Raw genomic sequence first — 24,638 nt, 5'->3', positions numbered from 1 at the left:
CGTGGCGGCGGTACCCTGTGGAGAAGATGACGGAAACCACCATGAACGACGGACGATCCGACGACAGCGCCGAGGGTGTCGTGGAACGCGTCCTCCGCAATGCCGAGACCCGGGCCACGTCGGCGATCTTCGCTCCGGCCCAGGCCATCCAGACACGATCGGTCGACGAGCACGGCTGGTCCGGCGACGGCGACCAGTACGAGCGCGAGGACCGCGCCGCCCTGCGGCGCGTCACCGGGCTCTCCACCGAGCTCGAGGACGTCACCGAGGTCGAGTACCGGCAGCTCCGGCTCGAGCGGGTCGTCCTGATCGGCGTGTACCCCCAGGGCGACGCCCAGGACGCCGAGAACTCCCTCCGCGAGCTCGCCGCCCTGGCCGAAACCGCCGGTGCCGTGGTCCTCGACGGGCTCCTGCAGCGCCGGCCCAACCCCGACCCGGCGACCTACCTCGGCAAGGGCAAGGCCGAGGAGCTCGCCATGGTCGTCAAGGCGACCGGCGCCGACACGGTCGTCGCGGACACGGAGCTCGCCCCCTCCCAGCGCCGAGCGCTCGAGGACGTCGTGAAGGTGAAGGTGATCGACCGGACCGCCGTGATCCTCGACATCTTCAGCCAGCACGCCACCACGCGCGAGGGCAAGGCCCAGGTCGAGCTGGCCCAGCTGCAGTACCTGCTGCCGCGCCTGCGCGGCTGGGGTGAGTCGATGTCCCGCCAGGCCGGTGGCCAGGTCTCCGGCGGTGCCGGCATGGGCTCCCGTGGTCCGGGTGAGACGAAGATCGAGCTCGACCGCCGGCGCATCAACACGCGCATGTCGAAGCTCCGCCGTCAGATCGCGGGCTTCCGACCGGCCCGGGAGGCCAAGCGCGCCGACCGGCACCGCAACGAGGTGCCGAGCGTCGCGATCGCCGGGTACACCAACGCCGGCAAGTCCTCGCTCCTGAACCGCCTGACGAGCGCGGGCGTCCTGGTGCAGAACCAGCTGTTCGCGACCCTCGACGCCACGGTGCGCCGGACCGAGAGCAGCGCCGGCCGCGAGTTCACGTTCGTCGACACGGTGGGCTTCGTGCGGAACCTGCCGCACCAGCTGGTCGAGGCCTTCCGCTCCACGCTCGAGGAGGTCGGCGAGGCCGACGTCATCGTGCACGTGGTCGACGGGTCGCACCCCGACCCCTCCGCGCAGCTCGCGACGGTCCGCGACGTGATGGGTGACGTCGGAGCGCGGGACATCCCCGAGGTGGTCGCGTTCAACAAGGCGGACCTCATCGACGAGGCGCAGCGACTCGTGCTGGTCGGACTCGTGCCGGACGCGGTGTTCGTCTCCGCCCGGACCGGCGAGGGCGTCCCGGAGCTCCTCGCCGCGATCGAGGCCCGGCTGCCCGAACCGGACGTCGAGTTGACGGTGGTGATCCCGTACGACCGTGGCGACCTGGTGTCGTCGCTGCACGACGCGGGTGCGGTCGAGACGACCGACTACGTCGAGGACGGCACCCGCCTGCGGGTGCGCGTCTTCCAGCGCCAGGTCGCGGAGCTCGACCCGTACGTGGTCACGCCGGTCGCGACGGCGTAGTCCCGCAGGCGGTCGCGCCACACCACCGGCCGGGAGGCACGGGTCGGCTCCGGCGCGCCGGTCCGGCCCGTCGGCGGTACGGTGCGGTCGCCCGCCCACGTCGCACCGTCGGACGGTGCGGCGTGACTTCGCACAACGCGGAGCAGCCCGCGCCACGGAATTCCGTGGCGCGGGCTGCTCCGCGTTGTTCCGGCGTCAGATCGAGCGCAAGACCGCCACGACCTTGCCGAGGACGGTTGCCGCGTCGCCGAGGATCGGTTCGAACGCGGAGTTGCGCGGGAGCAGCCACGTGTGGCCGTCGCGCTGGCGGAAGACCTTGACGGTCGCTTCCTCGTCGAGCATCGCGGCGACGATGTCCCCGTTGTCCGCGGTCTGCTGCGACCGGACGACCACCCAGTCGCCGTCGCAGATCGCTGCGTCGATCATCGACTCGCCGACGACCTTGAGCATGAAGAGGTCACCCGTGCCGACCAGCTGCCGGGGGAGCGGGACGATCTCGTCGACGTGCTGCTCGGCCGTGATCGGCACACCGGCGGCGATCCGGCCGACGAGCGGGACCAGGGTCGTGGCGTCGACGTCGGGCGTCTCGACGTCGGGGGTCGGCTCGTCGACCAGGACCTCGAGCGCGCGCGGACGGTTCGGGTCACGACGGATCCAGCCGCCGAGCTCGAGCTGGCCGAGCTGGTGGGAGACGCTCGAGAGCGAGGAGAGGCCGGCGGCGTCGCCGATCTCCCGCATGCTCGGCGGGTAGCCCCGGCTGGCGATCGACGCGCGGATCGCGTCGAGGATCGCCTGCTGCTTCGCCGTCAACGGCTTCTGGACCCGCAGTTCGTCCGCCACGTCGTCTCGCCCTTCGTCGGTGCCGGGCGGTCGGGCAGGAATGTCAGTGGTCCCCGCTTGACTCGTCCCAGTCGATCGAAACAGTATCCGACCGCTCCGGGCCGGACAAACACCTGTTCGAGCGTGTCGGCAGAAAATCCCGCACAGATCTCTTCCTGGGACTTGTGCGAGGTCGCATTCGAAACTATGTTCGGTACACGACTTCGGTTCCTCCGAACGGGAAGGCAAGAACGACATGAGCACCATCGCCATCGCTGACCAGCGCACCGCGACGCCCGCCGTCCGTACCCGCCTGCGCATCACGCGCCGCGGCCGCATCGTCCTGACGACCGTCGCGGCCCTCCCGGTCTTCCTCGTCGTCGCCCTCTCCGTGCTGAACGGTGGACAGGCCTCTGCCGGCGACTCCTCGCGTGCCGGTGCTCCCGTGCACTTCGAGACGGTCACCGTGCAGCCGGGTGAGACCCTGTGGCAGCTGGCAGAGGAGACCGCCCCGCAGGCCGACCCCCGCGACTTCGTGCAGGACGTCGTGAGCCTCAACGCCCTCGACGGTTCGACGCTGCAGGCCGGCGAGCAGATCGCGATCCCGGTCAAGTACACCGCGGGCAACTGATCCGGTCGGCGCTCGCCTGACCACCGTCCGGTCGGCGCTCGCCTGACCACCGTCCGGACGGCCGGTCGCCGTCGGGGGTCCCGGCCTACGATGGGTCGGTGGACACCACGCTCGAAGACCTCCCGATCCGTGACGACCTCCGTGGGCAGAGCCCGTACGGAGCTCCGCAGAAGCACGTGCGCGTCCAGCTCAACGTCAACGAGAACACGCATCCCGTACCGGAGGCCGTCGCCGAGGACATCGTCGCCTCGATCCGGCAGGCCCTGGCGACCGTGAACCGCTACCCCGACCGCGAGTTCACCGAGCTCCGCGAGTCCCTCGCGGGCTACCTGAACGGTGGACTCTCCGCCGGGCAGCAGCTCACCCCTGCGCACCTGTGGGCGGCGAACGGGTCGAACGAGGTCCTGCAGCAGCTCCTGCAGGCGTTCGCTGGCCCGGGCCGGTCGGTGCTCGGGTTCCCGCCCACGTACTCGATGCACTCGATCCTCGCGTCCGGCACCGGCACGCGCTGGATCCCCGCGCAGCGCGACGACGAGTTCCGCATCGCGCCGGAGACGGTCGTCGCGGCCATCCGGGAGCACCGACCCGACATCGTGTTCCTGTGCGGCCCGAACAACCCGACGGGCACCCCGCTCGACATCGAGACGATCCGCGCGGCCTACGACGCGACGGACGGCATCGTGATGGTGGACGAGGCCTACGCCGAGTTCATGCCCTCGGACGCCCCGAGCGCCGTCACGCTGCTGCCCGGCCGTCCGCGGCTCGTGGTCTCCCGCACGATGAGCAAGGCCTTCGCCTTCGCCGGAGCCCGCGTGGGGTACCTGGCGGCCGACCCCGCCGTGGTCGACGCGCTCCGCCTGGTGCGGCTGCCGTACCACCTGTCCGCGCTGACGCAGGCGGCGGCGGTGGCGGCGCTCCGTCACGCCCCGGCGATGCTGGCGATGGTCGACGACATCAAGCAGCAGCGTGACCGGATGGTCACGGAGCTGCGGGCGATGGGGTACCGCACGTACGAGACCTGGTCGAACTTCGTCCTGTTCGGCGGGGTCGCCGACCCGAGCGCGGCGTTCGAGGCCCTGCTCGACCAGGACGTCATCGTGCGCGACCTCGGCATCCCGAACCACCTGCGCGTGAGTGCGGGGACGGAGGAGGAGACCACCGCGTTCCTCGAGGCCATGCGCCGCGTGGCCGCCGTGCAGCCGCCGGTTAGGGTTGACGCATGACCGCCCGCACCGCCTCGATCAGCCGGAGCACCAGCGAGTCGAGCATCGAGCTCTCGCTCGACCTGGACGGCACCGGTTCGTCCGACGTCTCGACGAGCGTGCCCTTCTTCGACCACATGCTGACGGCGTTCAGCAAGCACTCGCTCATCGACCTCCGCGTGCGCTCGACGGGCGACACCGACATCGACGTGCACCACACGGTCGAGGACACGGGCATCGTGCTCGGGCAGGCCCTGAAGCAGGCCCTCGGCGACCGTGCCGGCATCGGCCGTTACGGCGACGCGCTCGTCCCGCTCGACGAAGCCCTGGCCCAGGCCGTGGTGGACGTCTCCGGTCGTCCCTTCCTCGTGCACTCCGGTGAGCCCGAGGGGTTCGAGTTCCACCGGATCGGTGGGCACTTCACCGGTTCGATGGTGCGCCACGTGTTCGAGGCGATCACGTTCAACGCCGGCATCACGGTGCACGTCCGTGTGCTCGGTGGCCGCGACCCGCACCACATCGCCGAGGCCGAGTTCAAGGCCTTCGCGCGCGCGCTGCGCCGCGCCGTCGAGCTCGATCCGCGGGTCGACGGCATCCCGTCCACGAAGGGGAAGCTGTGACCGCGAAGCCGAACGTCGTCGTCCTCGACTACGGATCGGGCAACGTCCACTCGGCTGCCAAGGCGCTCGAGCGCGCCGGCGCCGACGTCACCCTGACCGCCGACAAGCAGGCCGCGCTCCGCGCCGACGGTCTGCTCGTGCCGGGTGTCGGCGCGTTCGCCGCCGTCGTCGACCAGCTCGAGGGCGTCCGCGGCGGCGAGATCGTCGACCACCGTCTGGCCGGCGGGCGACCGGTGCTCGGCATCTGCGTCGGCATGCAGGTCATGTTCGCCCGCGGGGTCGAGCGCGGTGCGGACGTCGAGGGGCTCGGCCAGTGGCCGGGCACGGTCGAGGAGATCCGTGCCGAGGTCCTGCCGCACATGGGCTGGAACACGGTCGAGGCCCCCGAGGACTCCGTGCTCTTCGACGGCCTGCACGACGAACGGTTCTACTTCGTCCACTCGTACGGCGTGACGGACTTCCCGCTCGACGCCTACGGCCCGTTCCGTGCGCCGCGTCTGACCTGGGCCGAGCACGGGCAGCGGTTCGTCGCCGCGGTGGAGAACGGCCCACTGACGGCCACGCAGTTCCACCCGGAGAAGTCGGGGGAGCCGGGCATCCGGCTGCTCCGCAACTGGGTCGACTCGCTCTGACCCGGCCGTCCACCGGGCGCACGACCGCCCGACGGACGCGAGCCGCGCCTCCCGGCCGTGGCATCCACCGGGGCGGCCGCACCACACCCCACCGAGAACCGACAGGACCATGACCGACCTCACCTCGACCCCGCCCCTCGTCCTGCTGCCCGCCGTCGACGTCGTCGACGGCCAGGCCGTCCGCCTCACGCAGGGCGAGGCCGGCAGCGAGACCTCGTACGGCGACCCCGTCGCCGCGGCCCGCACCTGGCGCGACCAGGGTGCGGAGTGGATCCACCTCGTCGACCTCGACGCGGCGTTCGGGCGCGGTGACAACCGGGCGGTCATCGCGAAGGCGATCCGCGAGGTCGAGGGCGTCTCGGTCGAGCTCTCCGGCGGGATCCGCGACGACGCCTCGCTCGAGGCGGCGCTCGCGACCGGTGCTGCGCGCGTCAACCTCGGCACCGCGGCGCTCGAGAAGCCCGAGTGGGCTGCGCGCGTCATCGGCGAGTACGGCGAGCAGATCGCCGTCGGACTCGACGTCCGCGGAACCACGCTGGCGAGCCGCGGCTGGACCGAGGACGCCGGGGACCTGTGGGAGGTGCTCGACCGGCTCGAGGCCGCCGGGTGCGCCCGCTACGTGGTGACCGACGTCACGAAGGACGGCACGCTGCAGGGGCCGAACGTCGAGCTCCTGCGCGAGGTCTGCGACCGCACCGACCAGCCCGTGGTGGCCTCGGGCGGCATCTCGACGCTCGAGGACCTCCGAGCGCTGCGCGAGCTGGTGCCGCACGGTCTCGAGGGCGCCATCATCGGCAAGGCGCTGTACTCCGGCGCCTTCACGCTGCCGGCCGCCCTCGACATCGCCTCGGAGTAGGCACCGTGGCGGGCATCTCGAACGGTCGCGGCGCCGGGCCCGAGGCACCGGCGTCGGGGGCGCACGACGGCGCCCACACCCCGGGCGGTGCCGCGGACTCGGCGGGGAACCCGTGGGCGGGACGGACCTTCGACGCCCACGACGACGTCTACGCCGACGACGACGGCCTGGCGGACCCGGCGCTCGTCGCCGCGATCACCGCCCTGCAGCAGGGCGGGTCGCAGCGCGAGGTCGTCGAGGCCCTGCGTGGCGCACGACTGCTCATCCCGCTCGTGGCCGAGGCCGGTGACGTCGGCCACACCCCCGACGGGAAGCTCGTCGACAAGACCCAGGAGCTGTCGATCGTCACCGTCGCCGGCCCCGACGGGCGCAGCGTCATGCCGGCGTTCACGTCCGCCGAGGCGATGCGGTCCTGGGACGCCACCGCCCGACCGGTCCCCGCGGACGCACGCCGGGTGGCGATGGCTGCGGCGAGCGAGGAGACGCAGCTCGTCGTGCTGGACCCGACCGCGCCGACCGAGTTCGTGCTCCGTCGACCCGCCGTGTGGGCGATCGGGCAGGACCTGCCGTGGACGCCGTGCTTCGAGGACGCCGAGGTCGGGCAGGCCTTCGCCGCCTCCGTCGTCGACGAGTCCGCCGTCGCACGCGTCGAGCTGTCGCCGGGCGACCCCCTCGGACGCTTCGCCGGTGCCGAGCTGACGGTCGGGCTGGCGCTGCACCCGGGGCTCGACCAGGCTGCCGTCCAGGCGCTCGTCGGCCGGCTGCAGCAGCGGTGGACGGCGGACGCCGTGATCGCGGACCGGGTGGACAGCATGCGCGTGGCGCTGCGACCCGCCTGACGCAGGACCGACCGTGCGGCCGGGAGGCACGGCCCGGCGCCGTCCCGCCCGCTGCGGCCCGTGCGGCGGTGCGACGGGGGCCGCTCGCGCCACGCCGGTACGATGACGGGGTGAGCACGAACCCGACGACCACCCCCGGCTCCGAGCAGACCCCGGTCGGCCCCACCGGTCGGCCCGTCCGGCAGTTCCCGGTGCCCGCGCCGCTCGACGGCCACGGCCCGGCTCGCATCATCGCGCTCTGCAACCAGAAGGGCGGCGTCGGCAAGACCACGACGTCGATCAACCTCGGCGCCGCGCTCGCCGAGTACGGCCGCAGGGTCCTCGCCGTCGACTTCGACCCGCAGGGCGCCCTGTCCGCCGGCCTCGGGGTCCGCACCCACGACGTGCCCACGGTCTACGACCTGCTGATGGGTTCCGTGAAGGACCCGCGCGAGGTCATCCGCCAGACGAACGTGCCGATGCTCGACGTGATCCCCGCGAACATCGACCTGTCCGCCGCCGAGGTCCACCTCGTCAACGAGGTCGCCCGCGAGCAGATCCTGGCGAGCGTCCTCCGCAAGGTGTCGAACGACTACGACCTGATCCTGGTCGACTGCCAGCCGTCCCTCGGCCTGCTGACGGTCAACGCCCTGACGGCAGCACACGGTGTGCTCATCCCGCTCGAGTGCGAGTTCTTCGCGCTGCGTGGCGTGGCGCTGCTCATCGAGACGATCGACAAGGTGCGTGACCGGCTCAACCCGGCGCTGCGGCTCGACGGCATCCTCGCGACCATGTACGACTCGCGGACGCTGCACTCGCGCGAGGTCATGGAGCGCGTGGTGGAGACCTTCGACGACCACGTGCTCGACACGGTCATCAGCCGGACGGTGAAGTTCCCGGACGCGACGGTCTCGGCGCGACCGATCACGCAGACGGCGCCGGAGCACGCCGCGGCGCACGCGTACCGGGCGCTCGCCAGGGAGCTCGTCGAGCGTGGCGCCGTCGCCTGACCCACCGAGGTCATCGGCCGACCCGACGACGCCGGCCGACCGCAGCGCCGTCGACGGCGCCGTCGACGGCGCGCCCGCGGGCACCACGACCACCCCGGGCTTCCGGGTCCGACTGCGCAACTTCGACGGTCCCTTCGACCTGCTGCTCTCGCTGATCACGAAGCACGAGCTCGACATCACCGAGGTCTCCCTCGGCGCCGTCACCGGCGAGTTCATCCAGTACGTCCGCCAGGCCGAGTCCGCCGACGAGCTCGACGAGGCCAGTGAGTTCCTCGTGGTCGCGGCCACCCTGCTCGACCTGAAGATCGCCGGGCTGCTCCCGCAGGGTGAGCTCGTCGACGCCGAGGACGTGGCGTTGCTGGAGGCCCGCGACCTGCTCTTCGCACGTCTCCTGCAGTACCGGGCGTTCAAGCAGGCCGCGGAGTGGTTCGGGGCACGGTGGCAGCAGGAGTCCCGCCGGCACGTCCGCAAGGTCCGCCTCGAGGAACGGTTCCGCGCCCGCACGCCGGAGCTCGTCTGGACGCTGTCGGTGCAGGACTTCGCCGCGATCGCGACGCTGGCCTTCGCACCGCGGGAGATCCCGACCGTGGGGTTGGACCACCTGCACGCCCCGCTCGTGAGCATCCGGGAGCAGGCCGCGATCGTCGTGTCGATCCTCCGGACCCGCGCCGACGAGGACGTGTCGTTCCGTGAGCTGGTGGCCGGCGTCTCGGAGACGGGTATCGTTGTGGCTCGCTTCCTGGCGATCCTGGAGCTGTACCGGAACGCGTCGATCTCGTTCGAGCAGTTCGAACCGCTGGGGGAGCTGACACTCCGCTGGACCGCCGAGGACTGGTCCGACGAGAGCCTCGCGAACCTGGGAGCCGACTATGACGGATGACACACGTGCCGCCGCGTCGAGTGCCGAGCCCGGGGGAGCGGACGAGGTCGCCGAGGCCCGCGCGGTCGAGCAGGAACTGCACGCCCAGCACACCCCGCACCCGGACCTGCCGGTCGACCGGCAGCTCGAGGCCATCCTGATGATCGCCGACGAGCCCCAGTCGCTCGTGTCGCTCGGTGCCGCGGTGGGCGCGCCGGTGCCCGCCGTCCGACAGGCGATCGAGCGGCTCGTCGCCGACTTCGACGGTGTCGACGGCACCGTCCGTCGCGGCTTCGAGCTCCGTGAGGTCGGCGGCGGCTGGCGCTTCTACGTGCGGCGCGAGCTCGACGACGTCGTCGAGCAGTTCGTCGAGGCCGAGCGGCCGGCCCGACTGTCGCAGGCCGCGCTCGAGACCCTCGCGGTCGTCGCCTACAAGCAGCCGATCACCCGGTCGCAGATCGCCTCGATCCGAGCGGTGAACGTCGACGGTGTCGTCCGCACGCTCGTCGCCCGGGGGCTCATCGAGGAGTCGTTCACCGACGCCGAGACCGGGGCCGTCAACTACGTCACGTCCGACCTGCTGCTCCAGCAGCTCGGCATCAACTCGCTCGACGAACTGCCGCTGATCTCGCCTCTGCTGGAGGACGGCGCGGACGGTTTCGGGCACAACGAAGGGATCCCCGATGGCCGCGTTTGAGGACGAACGACGAGGTGGGTCCCGAGGGGGATCCGACGGACGCTCCGGCGGGTACGGTCGCGGTTCCGACCGCTCCGGCTCGGGTCGGTCTGGAGGCGCGGGGCGCGACCGCGCCGCTGGTCCCGGCCGTGCGGACGGCCGGTCCGGTGAGGACCGTGGCGGGTACCGCGGACGCGAGGAGCGTCCGACGGGTGGCGACCGCGGCGGCCACCGCGGGCGTGAGGACCGGGCCGGTGGTGACCGTGGTGGGTACCGCGGGCGTGACGACCGTTCGGGTGGCGAGCGTGGTGGGTACCGCGGCGGCTCGGACCAGGGCGGGTACCGCGGGCGTGACGACCGGCAGGGTGGCGAGCGTGGTGGGTACCGCGGCGGCTCGGACCAGGGCGGCTACCGCGGGCGCGATGACCGTTCGGGTGGTGAGCGTGGTGGGTACCGCGGCGGCTCGGACCAGGGCGGGTACCGCGGGCGCGATGACCGTTCGGGTGGCGAGCGTGGCGGGTACCGCGGGCGCGACGACCGTTCCGGTGCTGACCGTGGCGGGTACCGCGGCAGGGACGAGCGATCCGGTGGTGACCGCGGACGGTTCGTGAGCCGCGACACCGACCAGCGCAGCAACGACCGCGGCGGGTTCGTCCGTCGCGAAGACGACCGCTCCGGCGGGTACCGCGGCCGTGACGACCGGTCCGGTGGCGAGCGCGGTGGGTACCGCGGCCGTGACGACCGGTCCGGTGGCGAGCGCGGTGGGTACCGCGGGCGTGATGACCGTTCGGGTGGTGAGCGTGGTGGGTACCGCGGGCGCGAGGACGACCGCCGCGGCGCAGACCGTCGCGACGCCGGTCACCGACCGGACCGCAGCGCCGACCGCCGGGACGACCGCCGTGACGACCGCCGTGACCCAGCGCGCGAGGACCGCCGAACCCCCGACGGCCGACCGAGCACCGTCTGGCACAACGGCCGTCGCTACGTCGGCGGCACGACCACCGCACGCAACGGTGACCGGCCGGGCGCGGGCGCGCGGGGACGCGTGCCGAGCAGCGCGGAGCGCGGGACGACGCCGCGCCCGGAGGGCGCTCGTGACGAGCACGGCGTCCCGGTGGAGGGCACGCCCGAACGTCCGATCATCCCCGACTGGGACGCGACCGAGGCAGGGGCGTCCGCCGGGGGTGTCCCGAGCCTCCAGGCCGACGGCGAGCGTCTGCAGAAGGTGATCGCCGCTGCGGGCATCGCGTCCCGGCGGGTCGCGGAGAACCTGATCGTCGAGGGTCGCGTCACCGTCAACGGTGAGGTCGTCGACGCCCTCGGACGCCGCGTCGACCCCGAGACGGACGCGATCGCGGTGGACGGCGTGCCGGTGCAGGTCGACAGCTCCCGGCGGTACGTGCTGCTCAACAAGCCGGTCGGGATCGTGTCGAGCCTGCAGGACGAGCGCGGTCGACGCGACCTGTCGGAGTTCGTCGACCGGTACGAGGAGCGCCTGTTCAACGTCGGTCGGCTCGACACCGAGACGTCCGGGCTGCTCCTGCTGACGAACGACGGCGACCTGGCACACGTGCTGGCCCACCCGTCGTTCGGCGTGACGAAGACCTACATCGCCAAGGTCGCGGGCAACGTGAACCCGGCGACGGTGCAGCGGCTGCTCGACGGGGTGGAACTCGAGGACGGACCGATCGCCGCGGACAAGGTCCGGCTGCTGGAGTCCGCTCGCGGTGAGTCCCTGGTCGAGATCAGCCTGCACTCGGGGCGCAACCGGATCGTGCGACGCATGCTCGACGCGGTCGACCACCCGGTGCTCGAGCTCGTGCGCCGGTCGTTCGGCCCGCTGCAGCTCGGATCGCTGCCGATCGGCAGGGTGCGCGAGCTGTCCACGGTCGAGCTCGGGGCGCTCCTCCGCATCGCCCGCGACGCGAAGGGTGCTGCACCGGGCGACGCCGACGAGGAGGCTGCCGACTGACGCTCGGTAGGCTGAGGCCCGTGACCGACGCCCCCGCCCCGCTCGCCGAACCGGACATCGACCGGCGGCTGCGCGGACCCGTGCGGGTCGTCGGCGCCGGGCTGCTCGGCGCCTCGATCGGGCTCGCCCTGCGCGAGAAGGGCGTCGACGTCGTGCTCGACGACGTCTCACCGGCCGCGCTGGCGCTCGCCGTCGACTACGGCGCGGGTCGTCGACCGGCCGACGGCGACGAGCCGGAGCTCATCGTGGTCGCGGTCCCGCCGGACGTGGTGGCAGCGGTGGTCGAGCGTGAGCTCGTCGCGTTCCCGCGCGCGGTCGTGACCGACGTCGCGAGCGTGAAGACCGGGCCGCTCGAACGCCTGCGAGCATCGGGCGCCGACGTCAGCCGGTACATCGGGTCGCACCCGATGGCGGGCCGGGAGCGCAGCGGACCGACGGCGGCGCGGGCAGACCTGTTCGTCGGACGCCCGTGGGTGATCGCCGGCCACGACGCCATCTCCTACCAGCGTGCCGCGGTGGTCGAGGACCTCGCCCTCGACGTGGGAGCGACGGTCGTCCCGATGGAGCCGGACTCCCACGACCTCGCCGTCGCGTACGTCTCGCACGCGCCGCAGCTCGTCTCGACCCTGATGGCCGCGCGGCTGCAGGAAGCCCCCGACGGGTCGCTCGACCTGGCGGGCGGCGGTGTCCGCGACGTCACGCGGATCGCCGCCAGCGACCCCGGCCTGTGGGTGCAGATCATCGGGGCGAACGCTGCGAACATCCGGCCGGTGCTGACGGACCTGCGTGACGACCTCGACCGGGTCCTCCGCGCGCTCGACGACCCGGACGGCCAGGGATCCCCCCGGACGATCGCCGAGACCATCGCCGCCGGCAACCGCGGGGTCGAGCGGCTCCCCGGCAAGCACGGTACGACCAAGCGCTTCGCCCAGGTGGTCGTCCTCGTCGACGACACCCCGGGGCAGATCGCCGCACTCCTGCAGTTCATCGGGGAGATCGGCATCAACCTCGAGGACATGCGCCTCGAGCACTCACCGGGCGCACCGATCGGCATCGTCGAGGTGTCGGTCGTGCCCGAGCAGGAACAGCGACTCGTCGAGGAACTCGAGGGGCGCGGATGGAGGATCGCAGCAGCATGGGCATGAACGACGACACGCACGTCACCCTGGACGAGTCCGGCGTCACCGGGGGACCCGAGGGCCCCGACTCCGGCCTGCCCACCCCGACGCCGCCGGGCGACGGAGCGGCCGGCGGAGCCGACGGCGGCGCGCTCGGCGGGCCGGCCGGCGGCCTGGGCACCCCCGGTGGCGAGCCGGGTTCGACCAGCGCTCCGGTCCCGTCCGGTCTGCCGCAGGGCGCCTTCGTGGCGAAGACCGTCATCGCGGTCGACGGACCCGCGGGCAGCGGCAAGTCGAGCGTCTCGCGCGCCGCGGCCCGTGCGCTGGGCTTCGGGTACCAGGACACCGGTGCCGCCTACCGCGCCCTGGCGTGGCACGCACTGCAGCAGGGCGTCGACCTCGACGACCCCGCGGCCGTCGTGGCGAGCTGGGACACCTTCGACTACGCGATCGGCACCGACCCCGACGAGTACTTCGTGCGCGTCGGCGACACCGACGTGACCGACGCGATCCGCACGCCGGAGGTCACCGCAGCGGTCGCGCACATCGCGAAGCTGCCCGAGGTCCGCGAGAAGCTCGTGCAGCTCTTCCGGCAGGTCATGCGGAAGGCCGACGCGCAGGGCATCATCACCGAGGGGCGCGACATCACCACGGTCGTCGCACCCGATGCCGAGGTCCGCATCCTGCTGACCGCCGACGAGTCGGTTAGGATGGCTCGGCGCTCGGCAGAGGTCACCACGCAGTCAGCCGCCGAGACCTCCGCCGCACTCGCCCGTCGAGACGCGGCGGACGCGAAGGTCGTCGACTTCATGAACGCCGCCGACGGCGTCACGACGCTCGACTCCACCGACCTCGACTTCGACCAGACCGTCCAGGCGGTCGTCGACCTGGCCCGAGCGGCCACGCACTGACGCACGACCGGGCGCCGCCCGGTCACCACGACCGGGCTGCCCGGTCACCACGGCCGGGGAACCGGCCCGGCCGGCACCGGCCACCGACACCGCGGCTCCGGTCGCACACGAGGAAACCCACCATGGCCCAGCAGGACAGCCACGACAACGACGACTTCCCGGAGTACGACGACGCGCTCGGCGAACGGCTCGCCGGACTCGACGACGCCGAGGCGGACCAGCGTGCGAACGCGCTCCGCGTCGGGCTCGACGAGTACGAGCTCGACGACGAGGACGTCGCGCTCCTCGACGCCGGCGAACTCGGCGAGGACGGCGTCCACTACCTGCCCGCGTACCCGGTGCTCGCGATCGTCGGGCGGCCGAACGTCGGCAAGTCGGCGCTCGTCAACCGCATCATCGGTCGACGCGAGGCCGTCGTGCAGGACGTCCCCGGCGTCACCCGCGACCGCGTGAGCTACAAGGCCGAGTGGAACGACAAGCGCTTCACGCTCGTCGACACCGGCGGGTGGGAGCCCGACGCCCGCGGCATCAACGCCTCGGTCGCCGCCCAGGCCGAGGTCGCCGTCGACCTGGCCGACGCCGTGCTCTTCGTCGTCGACGTCACGGTCGGCATCACCGCCACCGACGAGCACGTCGTGAAGATGCTCCGCGGGACCGACCGTCCGGTCATCGTCGTGGCGAACAAGGCCGACGACGACCGCCGTGACCTCGACGCCTTCGAGCTCTGGAACCTCGGGCTCGGCGAGCCGCACCCCGTCTCGGCGCTGCACGGCCGCGGTGTCGCGGACCTGATGGACCTCATCATCACGACGCTCCCCGACACGTCGGCCGTCGCCAAGCAGGAGGTCGGCGGCCCCCGTCGCGTCGCGATCCTCGGGCGCCCGAACGTCGGCAAGAGCTCGCTGCTGAACAAGGCGGCGGGCGAGGAGCGCGTCGTCGTCAACGACCTCGCGGGCACCACGCGCGACCCGGTGGACGAGCAGATCGAGCTCGGCGGGCGCGTCTGGCGCTTCGTCGACACCGCCGGCATCCGGAAGCGCGTGCACCTGCAGCAGGGCGCGGACTTCTACGCGTCGCTCCGCACGACCGCGGCGCTCGAGAAGGCCGAGGTCGCCGTCGTCGTGCTCGACGTGACCGAGCCGATCTCGACGCAGGACCTGCGCATCATCGACCTGGTCCTCGAGTCCGGTCGGGCACTCGTCCTGGCCTACAACAAGTGGGACCTGCTCGACGACGACCGGCGTCGCTACCTCGAGCGCGAGATCGAGCAGGACCTGGCGCACGTGGCCTGGGCGCCGCGCGTGAACATCTCCGCCCGGACGGGTCGTCACCTCGAGAAGCTCGTCCCGGCGCTCGAGACCGCACTCGAGTCGTGGGACACCCGCATCCCGACCGGCAAGGTCAACGCCTTCATCGCCGAGCTCGTGCAGGAGCACCCGCACCCGGTCCGCGGCGGCAAGCAGCCCCGCATCCTGTTCGGGACGCAGGCGTCGAGCCAGCCGCCGACGTTCGTGCTCTTCACCTCGGCGTTCCTCGACCCGCAGTACCGCCGCTTCATCACGCGTCGTCTGCGCGAGGTGTGGGGCTTCGAGGGGACGCCGATCAACGTCAACATGCGGGTGCGCGAGCGCCGCAAGCGCACGTAGCGGTCGGACGACGACGTGGCACGGCGAGCACGGCGAGGCCCCCTGGCGGGCCTGCTGGCGCTCGCCGTCGTCGTGTCCGGGCTCGGTGCCGCCTGGCTCGTCACCGGTGACGACGACGTCGTGCGGACCGCACGTGCCACCGACCGAGCGTCGACGGCACCGGACGGAGCCGGACCGCTCGGGGTGTCGAACGCCCTCGGCGCTCCGATCCCCGGTGCCGACCGACGACCGGACGTCCCGCGCAGCGTCGAGGACTGGGTCGGCCGGGTCCTGCCCGTCTCCGGCACCGTGGTGCCCCTGGTCGACGGGGTCGCCGCGACCGTCCGGATCGAGCGCATCGACGAGTCGTCCGTGGCGGTCCGGATCGACGACCTGTCCTCGCCGCCGGGCACGCGCGCGGTCCGACTCGTCCTGTCGCCGGACGCGATGCCCGACCGCAGCACCCTCGCGCACGCCCCCGGCGTCGTGACGGCCTCCGTCGACGAACACACGTCCGGGGGCTTCTCGCTCATCACCAACGGCTCGTCGCTCCAGGCGGACACCCGTTCCGCGGCCCTGGTGGACGACGAGACCGACGAGGTGCTCGGCGTCGCACTGCTCGTCCCCGCCGACTGAGGGGACCCGCGTCGACCGACGAGGACCGGCCCGCACCTCGGACACGTCCCGGATGCGGCACCATTGACGTGTGCGTCTCCCCGTCCTCGCCGACCGTCTCTGGTGCCGGCTGCACCTGGACCGTCTCGCCGGTGGGCGACAGGCCGACTACGTGATCCGCGAGGACATGCTCGCCCACCCGGACACGGTCCGTTCGTTCCGGTGGATCCGCTGGTTGCTCGTTGCCGAGACCGCGGTCGGACTCGCGGCGATCGTCGTCGCCGTGCTGCTCACCCGTGCGGGGGAGACCGTGGCCTGGGCCGTCTGGTTCCGGGCGACCGTGGTGCTCCTCATCACCCTGACGCTCTACGTGTTCGCGTGGCGGGCGCAGCTCGGCTACTACTGGGCGTACCAGCGCCTCCGGCTCTTCAGCAGGATCTTCCCGGTCGTGACCCTGGTCGTCGCTGCCGTCCCCGGGCTCTACCCGTTCTGGATGGTCATCGAGCAGATCCTCTTCTCGCTCTTGATGATCGGCATCGGCGACGTGCTGACGAGCGACCACATGCGCGCGACGTTCCCGAAGCCGGTCCGTACGCCGCGGGAGGACCACTCCACGGACTGACCGACGGCGGTCCCCAGGTCGGCGTGCACCCGTACGATGGTCGGCACGGGGGTGGTGTGTGAAACTCAAGGTGACCATCGCGGGGCCACGAGCAGACCGCGACGTCGTGGTGACGGCGGACGTGACGGCGACCATCGGTTCGCTCGCCGACCGGCTGTCCCGTGGGCGGACGGCGGCCGACGGCGTCCCGCTGACGCTGCGTGTGTGGTTCCCCGACCGACCGCAGCCCCGCCTGCTCAACCCGTCCGCGACGGTGCACGAGTCGTCGCTCCGTTCCGGCTGCCGGGTCGAGGTCGTCGCCGCGACCGACCGCCGCCGGGGCGACGACGTCGAGGACGCCCCCGCGGCCGTGGCGCACGTCGTCTCCGGGCCGGATGCCGGCAACGAGTACACCCTGTCCGAAGGGGTGAACCTGATCGGCCGCGACGCGATGGCCCAGGTCTGGCTCGCCGGGGACGACCTGGTCTCCCGTCGTCACGCCACGGTCACGATCGGTGACACGGTCGAGGTCGTCGACCTGAACTCCGCGAACGGGGTCGAGGTCGACGGTCGGCTCGTCGCGCGGGCGTTCGTCGACCCGGAGACGACGGTCTCGGTCGGTGACACCACGCTGCGCATCCGACCGCTGCCCGCCACACCGCCCGTGCCGGGCACGGGTACCCCGGCGTCCGCGGTCCCCGAGGTGGACTTCAGCCGCTCGCCCCGCGTCGAGCCAGCGCACCGCGGGCGGCAGTTCACGCTGCCCGAGATCCCGGTCCCGGGGGAGAAGCCCCGGCTGCCGATGATCGCGATCATCGCGCCGATCATCCTCGGCGCGGTCCTGTTCCTCGTCACGAAGCAGCCGTACACGCTGATCTTCATCGCGCTCTCGCCGGTCATCATGATCGGTACGTGGATCGACCAGCGTGTCCAGGCCCGGCGGCGCCGCCGCGACGAACGCCAGCGGTTCGAGGAGTCGCTCGCCGACTCGCGCGAGCGGCTGGCGGCGGCCCGCACGACGGAGATCGCGGCGCGGACGGCTGAGTCGCCGGCCCCGGCCGTCGTGACGGCCGCGATGCGCGACCGCTCGGCGCTGCTGTGGACCCGGAAGCCCGAGCACACCACCTTCCTCGAGGTCCGCTTCGGTGCCGGCACGCAGCCGTCGCGGTCGACCGTCACGCTGCCCTCCAGGAACTCCGGCAGCGTCGACGACTGGAACCGCGCCGAAGCACTCGCCGACGAGTACGCCACGGTCGGGCCGGTGCCCGTGGTGGAGACGTTCGAACGTGCCGGCGCGATCGGTGTCGCCGGCACCGGGCTGGCGGCGGACGACGTCGCACGGTCGCTCGTGGTGCAGCTCGCGGGGCTGCACAGCCCGGCGGACCTCGTGCTCACCGCCTTCGCCGGCGGCACCACCACCGACCAGTGGTCCTGGCTGAAGTGGCTCCCACACGTCGACTCGCCCTACAGCCCACTGCGGTCCACGGGGCTCGTGCACGACTTCGCCGGCGCCTCGACGCTGCTGGCCGAGCTCGAGGGACTCGTGGCGACCCGCCGTGCAGCCGGCTCGGGCCGTGGTGAGCAGGTCCGGTCGCGCATCGACGAGTCCCGCGCCCTCGACGAGGACCACGGCGAGTCCGTCGACCGCCTGCCCGCGACGCCGGCCGTCGTCGTGCTCGTCACCGCCGAGGCTCCCGCCGACCGTGCCCGTCTCGTCGCCCTGGCCGAGGAGGGCCCGGACCTCGGCGTCCACGTCCTCTGGCTCGCGCCCACGCTGCAGGCACTGCCCGTCGTCTGCCGGACGCACATCGTGCTCGACCGGACGAGCGGGTCTGCCACGGTCGGCTTCGTCCGGTCCGGGCAGTCCGTGGTGCTCGACGAGCTCGACCGGGTGGACAGCATCGAGGCAGCGACCGTCGCCCGTGCGATCGCCCCGATCCAGGACTCCGGCGCGCGGGTCCTCGACGAGACCGACCTGCCGCACAGCGTGGCGTTCGTCGACCTGTACGAGGGCGACGTCGCCGGTGACCCGTCCGCGATCGTCCAACGGTGGTCGAAGAACGACAGCCTGACTGCCGCGTGGTCACCGGGATCCGGGCGCGAGAGCGGCGGCGTCCGTGCCGTCGTCGGTCAGGGACCGAGCGAGCCGCTCGCCCTCGACCTCCGCGCCCACGGCCCGCACGCGCTCGTCGGCGGGACCACGGGCGCCGGCAAGAGCGAGTTCCTGCAGACGTGGATCATGGGCATGGCGACCGAGTACGCGCCGGATCGACTCACGTTCCTGCTCGTCGACTACAAGGGTGGCGCGGCGTTCGCCGAGTGCGTCGGCCTGCCGCACACCGTCGGGCTCGTCACCGACCTCAACCCGCACCTCGTCCGCCGCGCCCTCACCTCGCTGCGGGCCGAGCTCCGGTACCGCGAGCACCTGCTCAACGACCGTGGCGCGAAGGACCTCGTCACGCTCGAGCAGCGCGGTGACCCGGCGGCACCGCCCGTGCTCGTCATCGTCATCGACGAGTTCGCCGCACTCGCCACCGAGATCCCGGAGTTCATCGACGGCGTCATCGACGTCGCGCAGCGCGGTCGGTCCCTCGGACTGCACCTCGTGATGGCGACCCAGCGCCCGAGCGGGGTCATCAAGGACTCCCTCCGGGCGAACACGAACCTCCGCATCGCCCTCCGCGTCGCCGACCCGGTCGACAGCGAGGACGTCCTCGGCGTGGCCGACGCCGCCTTCTTCGACCCGGGCACCCCCGGTCGCGCGGCCGCCAAGATCGGCCCGGGACGCGTGCTGGACTTCCAGACCGCCTATCTCGGTGGTCGTTCCGACGACGTCGTGCACGAGCCGGACGTCGACGTGCAGGACTTCCCCTTCGGCCCCGGCAGCACCTGGCCGAGTCCACCGCGGGCACCGCGCGACTCGACGCGGGCGCGTGACATCGAGCGGCTCGCCGCCACGATCGTCCGCGCGGCGGACCGGCAGGGCCTCGAGGTCCCGCGGAAGCCGTGGCTGGACCAGCTGCCCGATGCCGTCGGCCTGGAGGCACTGCCCGCCTCCGACGGGTCGGCACTGGTGATCGGGACGGTCGACCTGCCCGAGTCCCAGCGGCAGACCCCGTTCCGTCTCGACCTCGATGCGGCCGGCAACGTGGCCGTGCTCGGCGCGGGCGGGGCCGGGAAGTCCGCGGCGCTCCGCGCCGTGGCGGTGGCGGCCTCCGCCGCAGCGGACCGGTTCCCGGTCCGGATCACCGGACTGGACTTCGGCGGTGGTGGCCTGCGCATGCTCGAGGCGCTGCCGACGGTGGGCACCGTGATCAGCGGGCCGGACGACGAACGGATCACGCGCCTCCTGGCCGACCTCGAGTCGACCGTCGCCGACCGCTCCGGGCGGTTCGCGGCCGCCCGGGCCGCGAACCTCAGCGAGTACCGCGACGTGACCGGCATCGCCGAACCGCGCATCCTCGTCCTGGTCGACGGCATGGGGGCGTTCCGCAACGAGTACGAGTTCCGCCTCGGCACCCAGCCGGTCTTCGACCAGCTCGTCGCGATCGCGGCGACCGGGCGCGCGTTGGGCGTGCACCTGGTGATGAGTGCGGACCGCACCGCGGCCTTCCCGTCGAACCTGCAGGCCGCGATCGGCGAGCGCATCGTGCTCCGCCTGGCGACCGAGATGGAGTACCACGCGGCCGACGTGCCGGCGGACGTGCTCGAGGACGCCGTGCCCGGCAGGGGACTCGTCGACGAGCACGAGGTCCAGATGGCGGTGCCCGGTGGCAGCGCCGACCTCGTCGCGCAGGCAGCGGCGGTCGACGAGCTCGCCGCCGACCTGCTGCACCGTGGGGTCGCGGAGGCCCCGCCGATCCGCCGACTGCCCGAGGACGTCGATCGAGCCGCGCTGCCGGTCGCCGTGGCCGGGCGACCGACGATCGGCCTCGCGGACGACACCCTCGGCCCGGTGGGCATCCCGACCGACGGCCTCTTCGTGGTCACGGGACCCTTCGGCTCCGGACGCTCGACCACCATGCGGACCGTCCTGCGGTCCGTGCGCGCGACGTGGCCGGACCGACCCGCGCACCTGGTCGTCGGCAGGCGGTCCACGCTGCGCGACGCCACCGACTGGGCGTCGGCGGCGCAGGACGCGACGGACGCCGAGGCCATCGCCTCGCAGCTCGCGACCGCGCTCGAGAGCGGTGCGTCGAGCGGGCCGGACCCGGTGATCGTGATCGAGAACGTCGGTGACTTCGAGGGGCTGCCCGCGGAGAGCCAGGTCGCGCGGCTCATCAAAGCCGCCCGCCGTGCTGGCGTGTTCGTGCTCGCCGAGGCCGACACGGTCACGGCCCCGAACGCGTGGCAACTCTTCGCCGAGCTGAAGACCGCGCGTGCCGGGATCGCCCTGCAACCGGAGGAGACCGACGGGCTCACGCTCTTCCGGACGGCGTTCCCGCGGGTGACCCGGACCGACTTCCCCGTCGGGCGCGGCATCATGGTCGACTCCGGGCGGATCACCCGCGTGCAGGTCGCTCGGGACCCCGAGTCCTCCTGATCGGGGACCCGCTCGTCCCCCTCGAACGGGGGTGTGGACATCGCATGGGTTATTTGTTCCGGACCGGTGTTACCGTTGTCGCGGTCGCCGGAGGGGCTGGCGATCCAGTCCACCGTGAAGGGGTGCAACGTGGCCAACATCAACGTCTCCTACCAGGAGCTCAACAGCAACGCCGACCGTCTGCTCGCAGGGCGTGACGAGATCAACGCGACCCTGTCGAAGCTGCAGGCACAGATCGCGTCGCTGACCCAGGCCGGGTTCCAGACGGACCGTTCCTCCGGTGCCTACAACGAGGCGTACAACCGCTTCACGAGCGGCGCGCAGAACACCATCGGCGGGCTCAACGACCTCGCGCAGTTCCTCCGCACGACCGCGCAGACGCTGGGCGACGTCGACCAGCAGCTCGCGTCGCGACTCGGGCGCTGATCGGGACGACCGGACCAGGGACGGCCGGCGCTGCAGGTGCCGGCCGTCTCCTCCGTTGGGGGTAGAGCATGTACGGGGAGATGGCACAGCTCCGGGCGAAGGCCCGTGCGCTGCGCGACGATGCCGACGGGCTGCGGTCACGGGCGAGCGCGCTCGTGGCGCAGGCCGACGGGCTGTCGTCGGCGGGGAAGGCCGCCGACGCCGTGCGTCGTCGCGTCCAGGAGTCGGGCACGGAGCTCGGCAAGAAGGCGCAGCTGCTCGACGAGGCAGCAGACGCACTCGATGCGCACGCCAAGGCAGTCGACGCCGTGAAGGCACAGATCGCGGAAGCCGAACGCATCGCACGTGACCTCTGGAACCAGGCCGCGCACCTGGCGGCGAACGTCGTGAACGCCGTCAAGGACGTCGCGTCGAACGCAGTCAACGGCTTCATGCAGGTGATCGGTGCCGCGGGCTCGGGGGAGCCCGACCACGTCCGTGTCTCCGTCCACGAGCTCGGCGGTCAGCAGGTCTCCGACGGCCAGGTCGCGAGCGCAAGGTCGTTCATCGCGCAGGTGCCGTCACCGCCGCCGTCCGGGTCGAAGGACTGGATCGACGTGCGCGGCGCCGCCATCCGGAACGGCGTCGGATGACCGAGGCACCGGCGACCGACGTCATCGACTGGGACCTGACCGCCGACGAGCTACGAACCGTCCGTGAGCACCTGCCCGGGCTCGTCCTGCCGTCGTTCGTGCCCGGGGGTGCGCCGGAGCAGCAGTCCACGGGAGCGCTGGTCGAGCGCGGGGTGCTCACGCGACAGCCCGACGCTGACGCTGAGTCGTGGTCGGATGACCTCGACGCGCCGTTCCTGCTCACGCTCGCACTGCAGAACGCCGGCTCGATCGTCATCCAGGTGAGCGCCTGGGCGCCCGACACGACGTGGGCGCACTCGACCGTCATCGGGGGCGACGCTGCTTCGCACCTCACCGTGCGGAGCGCGCGACCCGGCGACGGCAGCCGTGCGCACCTGCGCGGAACGGTGCTCGACCAGGCGTGGTCGTCACTCGTCGAACTCATCCCGTCGCTCGAGGTCACCGACCCGGCCCGTGGGACGACGACGGTCAGCACGGTTGCCTCGCAAGCGTTGGTCGACGCCATCCAGCGCGGCGACGCCCGGGTGCTCGATGCCGTCGTCGACGAACTGCACGTCCCGACCGATGCGGTCGGCCTGTTCCGTGGCCTGGCCGAGCCCGTGCAGCACGGCTTCCGCGTGAAGGCCTTCACCGCTGACCGTGGCCCGGTCTTCGTCGCGGACTGGTTCGGCACCCGCCGCGGATGGCTGCGGATGAGCGTCGGACTCGACGCGGAAGCGCGTGGCTCGGAGGTCACGCCCGAACTCCTCACCGATGCCGGCACGGTCACCGTGACGGCGCAGACGGACCAGGAGATCCGCACGGATCTGCTCGGGCTCGTCGCTGGACTCATCAGGGATCGAGATGTCTGACGGGATCAAGGTCGACTACGCGGAGATCGATCGCCTGACCACGGGGATCACCGCGCTCAACGCCTTCGCTGGGCCGCTCGTACCGAAGGTCGGGGCGCTGTCGGTGGACGGGGACCTGCTCGCTTCGGCGATCCTGTCGCCGGGTACGGCGCTCGCGGCCGAGGGCGCGGTGATGAACGCTTCGGCGCAGCTCAGCGTAACGATCGTCTCCAGCGAGGCGCTCGTGATCATCACGGCGTCGATCTCGAAGGTGTACGAGGCTGCTGAGGTCGCCCTGGCCGCGGCGGCGGCGCTCGCGGATGAAGCGGTCGATCAGGCCTTGCTCATCGGGGGGTTGCCGGTCACTCTGGTGACTGTCGTCGATCTACTCGGAGTGTCGCTCGCAACCGGGGCATTCCTGGAGGGGGGTCGGGCGCTCGTTGTGTCGCTGGGCGACGCGCTAGGTAATCCTTCGAGCTGGCGAACATCTGGGGGATTTGCGGGGGAAGTAGCGCGAAGATTCATCGACAACTTCTCCACGTCGAACTTCAGCGCTTGGTCCCTGAAAGCATTCGAGACGGCATTGGGATCGCACGGAGACATTGGTTATGACGCCCTCCTGTCGTTGCTGCTACATCAGGGCGGTGCTTTGCGCTTGTTCGAAGATGGAGCAGGGACGACAAGTCCTTCCGACCTCGGAAACACGCTCAAGAAGCAGAATGATCTCGATCAGATCGCCACGGACGTGTACGGTCGTGCCCAGCAATCGGAGGAGGATGATTACGTACCTCCGCTGCTGACGGACGAGAACGGCAACATCGTGCCACGGAGTGTCGACGAACTATGGGCTGGTGCTGCACAGATTGACGGGATCGGAGCGAAGGAGTACGGGGATCTACGCGTGATGCGTGTTGATGGCCCGGGTGGACCGCGATTCGTCGTCCAGATTCCGAGCACGCAGGTATGGGACCCAAGAGCGGGTACTGTTCCAAATGATGTGACTTCGGATGTCCTGGCAATGCGCTACGGAGATTCGACGACGCTGGCTCAGACGGTGCGGTCGACGCTCGACCGCATACCGGAGATCCGTGACGGTCACGCTCCTGTGATGCTCACCGGATTCAGTCTCGGCGGTATCACAGCAGGCGCCATTGCCGAGGATCCGCAGGGTCTCAACGTGCAGCAAGTCGTTACCGCTGGTGCGCCGATCGGCCGGATGGACATTCCCGACTCCACTGCGGTGACGTCGTTCGAAGCGCGCGAAGACCCGGTTGCGCGTCTCGATGGGGCTACAAATCCTTCAAGGGATGGTTGGAACACGATCAGTGCACCAGCTCCCGCATTATCTGGCCACGGGGGCGAGCAAGACTTCGCAACCGCGCACAACGCTTCGCGTTATGCCATCATGGCAAGGCAACATCCTGACAGCCCCGGCTTGGCAGAAGTTGATCGATTCCTGCAGGGTCAACAGACGGTCCAGGACTACCGATTGGAGCGAAGTGCGGGTAAGTAAGTGGGCGAAAGCGGGCAGCGTCGTGTCGTTGCTGACAACCACGGCGCTCCTCCTTTCTGGCTGCTCGGGAGCCTCGGCCGCCCGGGGGCAGACAACCCAGGAGGCTGAGCAATTTCTGCGATCGCTCGCGGGCGTGGAAGCTGCTGAGGTCTCTGTGGAGCGGA

The 24,638-nt window shown here is 71.7% G+C and carries 22 protein-coding genes; 21 read left to right on the top strand and 1 reads right to left on the bottom strand.

The window, feature by feature from the left end; all coding sequences use genetic code 11:
* The first annotated feature begins 26 nt into the window (after positions 1 to 26).
* Entirely contained in the window at positions 27 to 1,565 is a 1,539-nt protein-coding gene (hflX, locus tag ACIP6W_RS00190) for a GTPase HflX (protein ID WP_251160849.1), read from the top strand.
* A gap of 195 nt (positions 1,566 to 1,760) precedes the next feature.
* Here hflX and lexA read toward each other — a convergent pair whose 3' ends face one another.
* Positions 1,761 to 2,405, bottom strand: a complete 645-nt coding sequence (gene lexA, locus ACIP6W_RS00185) for a transcriptional repressor LexA (RefSeq protein ID WP_066653301.1) — start codon at positions 2,403 to 2,405, stop codon at positions 1,761 to 1,763.
* A 235-nt stretch (positions 2,406 to 2,640) separates the two neighbouring features.
* Here lexA and ACIP6W_RS00180 point away from each other — a divergent pair, with 235 nt between their 5' ends.
* From ACIP6W_RS00180 to ACIP6W_RS00085, 20 genes are all read left to right on the top strand, one after another.
* Positions 2,641 to 3,015, top strand: coding sequence for a LysM peptidoglycan-binding domain-containing protein (locus ACIP6W_RS00180; protein ID WP_066653310.1), 375 nt, complete (start codon positions 2,641 to 2,643; stop codon positions 3,013 to 3,015).
* 98 nt (positions 3,016 to 3,113) lie between these two features.
* The gene (locus ACIP6W_RS00175) at positions 3,114 to 4,238 is read left to right on the top strand and encodes a histidinol-phosphate transaminase (RefSeq protein ID WP_400427564.1); all 1,125 of its coding nucleotides are present in this window, start codon (positions 3,114 to 3,116) and stop codon (positions 4,236 to 4,238) included.
* Positions 4,235 to 4,837, top strand: a complete 603-nt coding sequence (hisB, locus tag ACIP6W_RS00170; protein WP_066653318.1) for an imidazoleglycerol-phosphate dehydratase HisB — start codon at positions 4,235 to 4,237, stop codon at positions 4,835 to 4,837. Before ACIP6W_RS00175 ends, hisB begins: the two co-directional genes overlap by 4 nt.
* Positions 4,834 to 5,469, top strand: coding sequence for an imidazole glycerol phosphate synthase subunit HisH (gene hisH, locus ACIP6W_RS00165; RefSeq protein ID WP_066653320.1), 636 nt, complete (start codon positions 4,834 to 4,836; stop codon positions 5,467 to 5,469). Before hisB ends, hisH begins: the two co-directional genes overlap by 4 nt.
* A gap of 109 nt (positions 5,470 to 5,578) precedes the next feature.
* Positions 5,579 to 6,325, top strand: a complete 747-nt coding sequence (gene priA / locus ACIP6W_RS00160) for a bifunctional 1-(5-phosphoribosyl)-5-((5-phosphoribosylamino)methylideneamino)imidazole-4-carboxamide isomerase/phosphoribosylanthranilate isomerase PriA (RefSeq protein WP_066653322.1) — start codon at positions 5,579 to 5,581, stop codon at positions 6,323 to 6,325.
* A gap of 5 nt (positions 6,326 to 6,330) precedes the next feature.
* A complete protein-coding gene (locus ACIP6W_RS00155; RefSeq protein WP_400427562.1) occupies positions 6,331 to 7,164 on the top strand; it encodes an SseB family protein in 834 nt (277 codons plus the stop codon).
* Positions 7,165 to 7,274: 110 nt separating this feature from the next.
* A complete protein-coding gene (locus tag ACIP6W_RS00150) occupies positions 7,275 to 8,153 on the top strand; it encodes a ParA family protein (protein ID WP_066653324.1) in 879 nt (292 codons plus the stop codon).
* The gene (locus ACIP6W_RS00145) at positions 8,137 to 9,033 is read left to right on the top strand and encodes a ScpA family protein (RefSeq protein ID WP_374109569.1); all 897 of its coding nucleotides are present in this window, start codon (positions 8,137 to 8,139) and stop codon (positions 9,031 to 9,033) included. Before ACIP6W_RS00150 ends, ACIP6W_RS00145 begins: the two co-directional genes overlap by 17 nt.
* Positions 9,023 to 9,709, top strand: a complete 687-nt coding sequence (scpB, locus tag ACIP6W_RS00140; protein ID WP_285841128.1) for an SMC-Scp complex subunit ScpB — start codon at positions 9,023 to 9,025, stop codon at positions 9,707 to 9,709. Before ACIP6W_RS00145 ends, scpB begins: the two co-directional genes overlap by 11 nt.
* A gap of 1,195 nt (positions 9,710 to 10,904) precedes the next feature.
* Positions 10,905 to 11,660, top strand: coding sequence for a pseudouridine synthase (locus ACIP6W_RS00135; protein ID WP_066657976.1), 756 nt, complete (start codon positions 10,905 to 10,907; stop codon positions 11,658 to 11,660).
* Positions 11,661 to 11,671: 11 nt separating this feature from the next.
* Positions 11,672 to 12,805 carry a prephenate dehydrogenase gene (locus ACIP6W_RS00130; protein WP_374109571.1) on the top strand — a complete coding sequence of 378 codons (1,134 nt, stop codon included), beginning with the start codon at positions 11,672 to 11,674 and terminating at the stop codon, positions 12,803 to 12,805.
* Between the two features lie 200 nt (positions 12,806 to 13,005).
* Complete coding sequence (cmk, locus tag ACIP6W_RS00125; protein WP_245172547.1) at positions 13,006 to 13,689, top strand: (d)CMP kinase; 684 nt, start codon at positions 13,006 to 13,008, stop codon at positions 13,687 to 13,689.
* Positions 13,690 to 13,811: 122 nt separating this feature from the next.
* Positions 13,812 to 15,335, top strand: a complete 1,524-nt coding sequence (der, locus tag ACIP6W_RS00120; RefSeq protein WP_066653326.1) for a ribosome biogenesis GTPase Der — start codon at positions 13,812 to 13,814, stop codon at positions 15,333 to 15,335.
* A 15-nt stretch (positions 15,336 to 15,350) separates the two neighbouring features.
* Positions 15,351 to 15,950 carry a hypothetical protein gene (locus tag ACIP6W_RS00115; RefSeq protein WP_400427560.1) on the top strand — a complete coding sequence of 200 codons (600 nt, stop codon included), beginning with the start codon at positions 15,351 to 15,353 and terminating at the stop codon, positions 15,948 to 15,950.
* 70 nt (positions 15,951 to 16,020) lie between these two features.
* Entirely contained in the window at positions 16,021 to 16,551 is a 531-nt protein-coding gene (locus ACIP6W_RS00110) for a hypothetical protein (RefSeq protein ID WP_209686029.1), read from the top strand.
* Between the two features lie 58 nt (positions 16,552 to 16,609).
* Positions 16,610 to 21,073, top strand: coding sequence for an FtsK/SpoIIIE domain-containing protein (locus ACIP6W_RS00105; protein WP_400427558.1), 4,464 nt, complete (start codon positions 16,610 to 16,612; stop codon positions 21,071 to 21,073).
* A 129-nt stretch (positions 21,074 to 21,202) separates the two neighbouring features.
* Entirely contained in the window at positions 21,203 to 21,499 is a 297-nt protein-coding gene (locus ACIP6W_RS00100; RefSeq protein WP_058728075.1) for a WXG100 family type VII secretion target, read from the top strand.
* A gap of 80 nt (positions 21,500 to 21,579) precedes the next feature.
* Entirely contained in the window at positions 21,580 to 22,131 is a 552-nt protein-coding gene (locus ACIP6W_RS00095; protein ID WP_144411262.1) for a hypothetical protein, read from the top strand.
* Positions 22,128 to 22,982, top strand: coding sequence for a hypothetical protein (locus ACIP6W_RS00090; protein WP_251160843.1), 855 nt, complete (start codon positions 22,128 to 22,130; stop codon positions 22,980 to 22,982). The genes ACIP6W_RS00095 and ACIP6W_RS00090 overlap by 4 nt, the downstream gene beginning before the upstream one ends.
* Positions 22,975 to 24,474, top strand: coding sequence for a hypothetical protein (locus ACIP6W_RS00085; protein WP_209686022.1), 1,500 nt, complete (start codon positions 22,975 to 22,977; stop codon positions 24,472 to 24,474). Before ACIP6W_RS00090 ends, ACIP6W_RS00085 begins: the two co-directional genes overlap by 8 nt.
* The last annotated feature ends 164 nt before the right edge of the window (positions 24,475 to 24,638 follow it).

This window comes from Curtobacterium sp. NPDC088465 (genome assembly GCF_044753165.1).
Taxonomy (GTDB): domain Bacteria; phylum Actinomycetota; class Actinomycetes; order Actinomycetales; family Microbacteriaceae; genus Curtobacterium.
The sequence above is the reverse complement of the archived record's forward strand: the minus strand, read 5'-3'. Positions and strand labels throughout refer to the sequence as shown.

What these genes read in the sequence shown, in the direction of transcription:
- hflX (WP_251160849.1), top strand. Translation starts at nt 27, where the DNA reads ATGACGGAAACCACCATGAACGACGGACGATCCGACGACAGCGCCGAG.
- ACIP6W_RS00180 (WP_066653310.1), top strand. Translation starts at nt 2,641, where the DNA reads ATGAGCACCATCGCCATCGCTGACCAGCGCACCGCGACGCCCGCCGTC.
- hisB (WP_066653318.1), top strand. Translation starts at nt 4,235, where the DNA reads ATGACCGCCCGCACCGCCTCGATCAGCCGGAGCACCAGCGAGTCGAGC.
- priA (WP_066653322.1), top strand. Translation starts at nt 5,579, where the DNA reads ATGACCGACCTCACCTCGACCCCGCCCCTCGTCCTGCTGCCCGCCGTC.
- scpB (WP_285841128.1), top strand. Translation starts at nt 9,023, where the DNA reads ATGACGGATGACACACGTGCCGCCGCGTCGAGTGCCGAGCCCGGGGGA.
- der (WP_066653326.1), top strand. Translation starts at nt 13,812, where the DNA reads ATGGCCCAGCAGGACAGCCACGACAACGACGACTTCCCGGAGTACGAC.
- ACIP6W_RS00095 (WP_144411262.1), top strand. Translation starts at nt 21,580, where the DNA reads ATGGCACAGCTCCGGGCGAAGGCCCGTGCGCTGCGCGACGATGCCGAC.
- ACIP6W_RS00090 (WP_251160843.1), top strand. Translation starts at nt 22,128, where the DNA reads ATGACCGAGGCACCGGCGACCGACGTCATCGACTGGGACCTGACCGCC.
- ACIP6W_RS00085 (WP_209686022.1), top strand. Translation starts at nt 22,975, where the DNA reads ATGTCTGACGGGATCAAGGTCGACTACGCGGAGATCGATCGCCTGACC.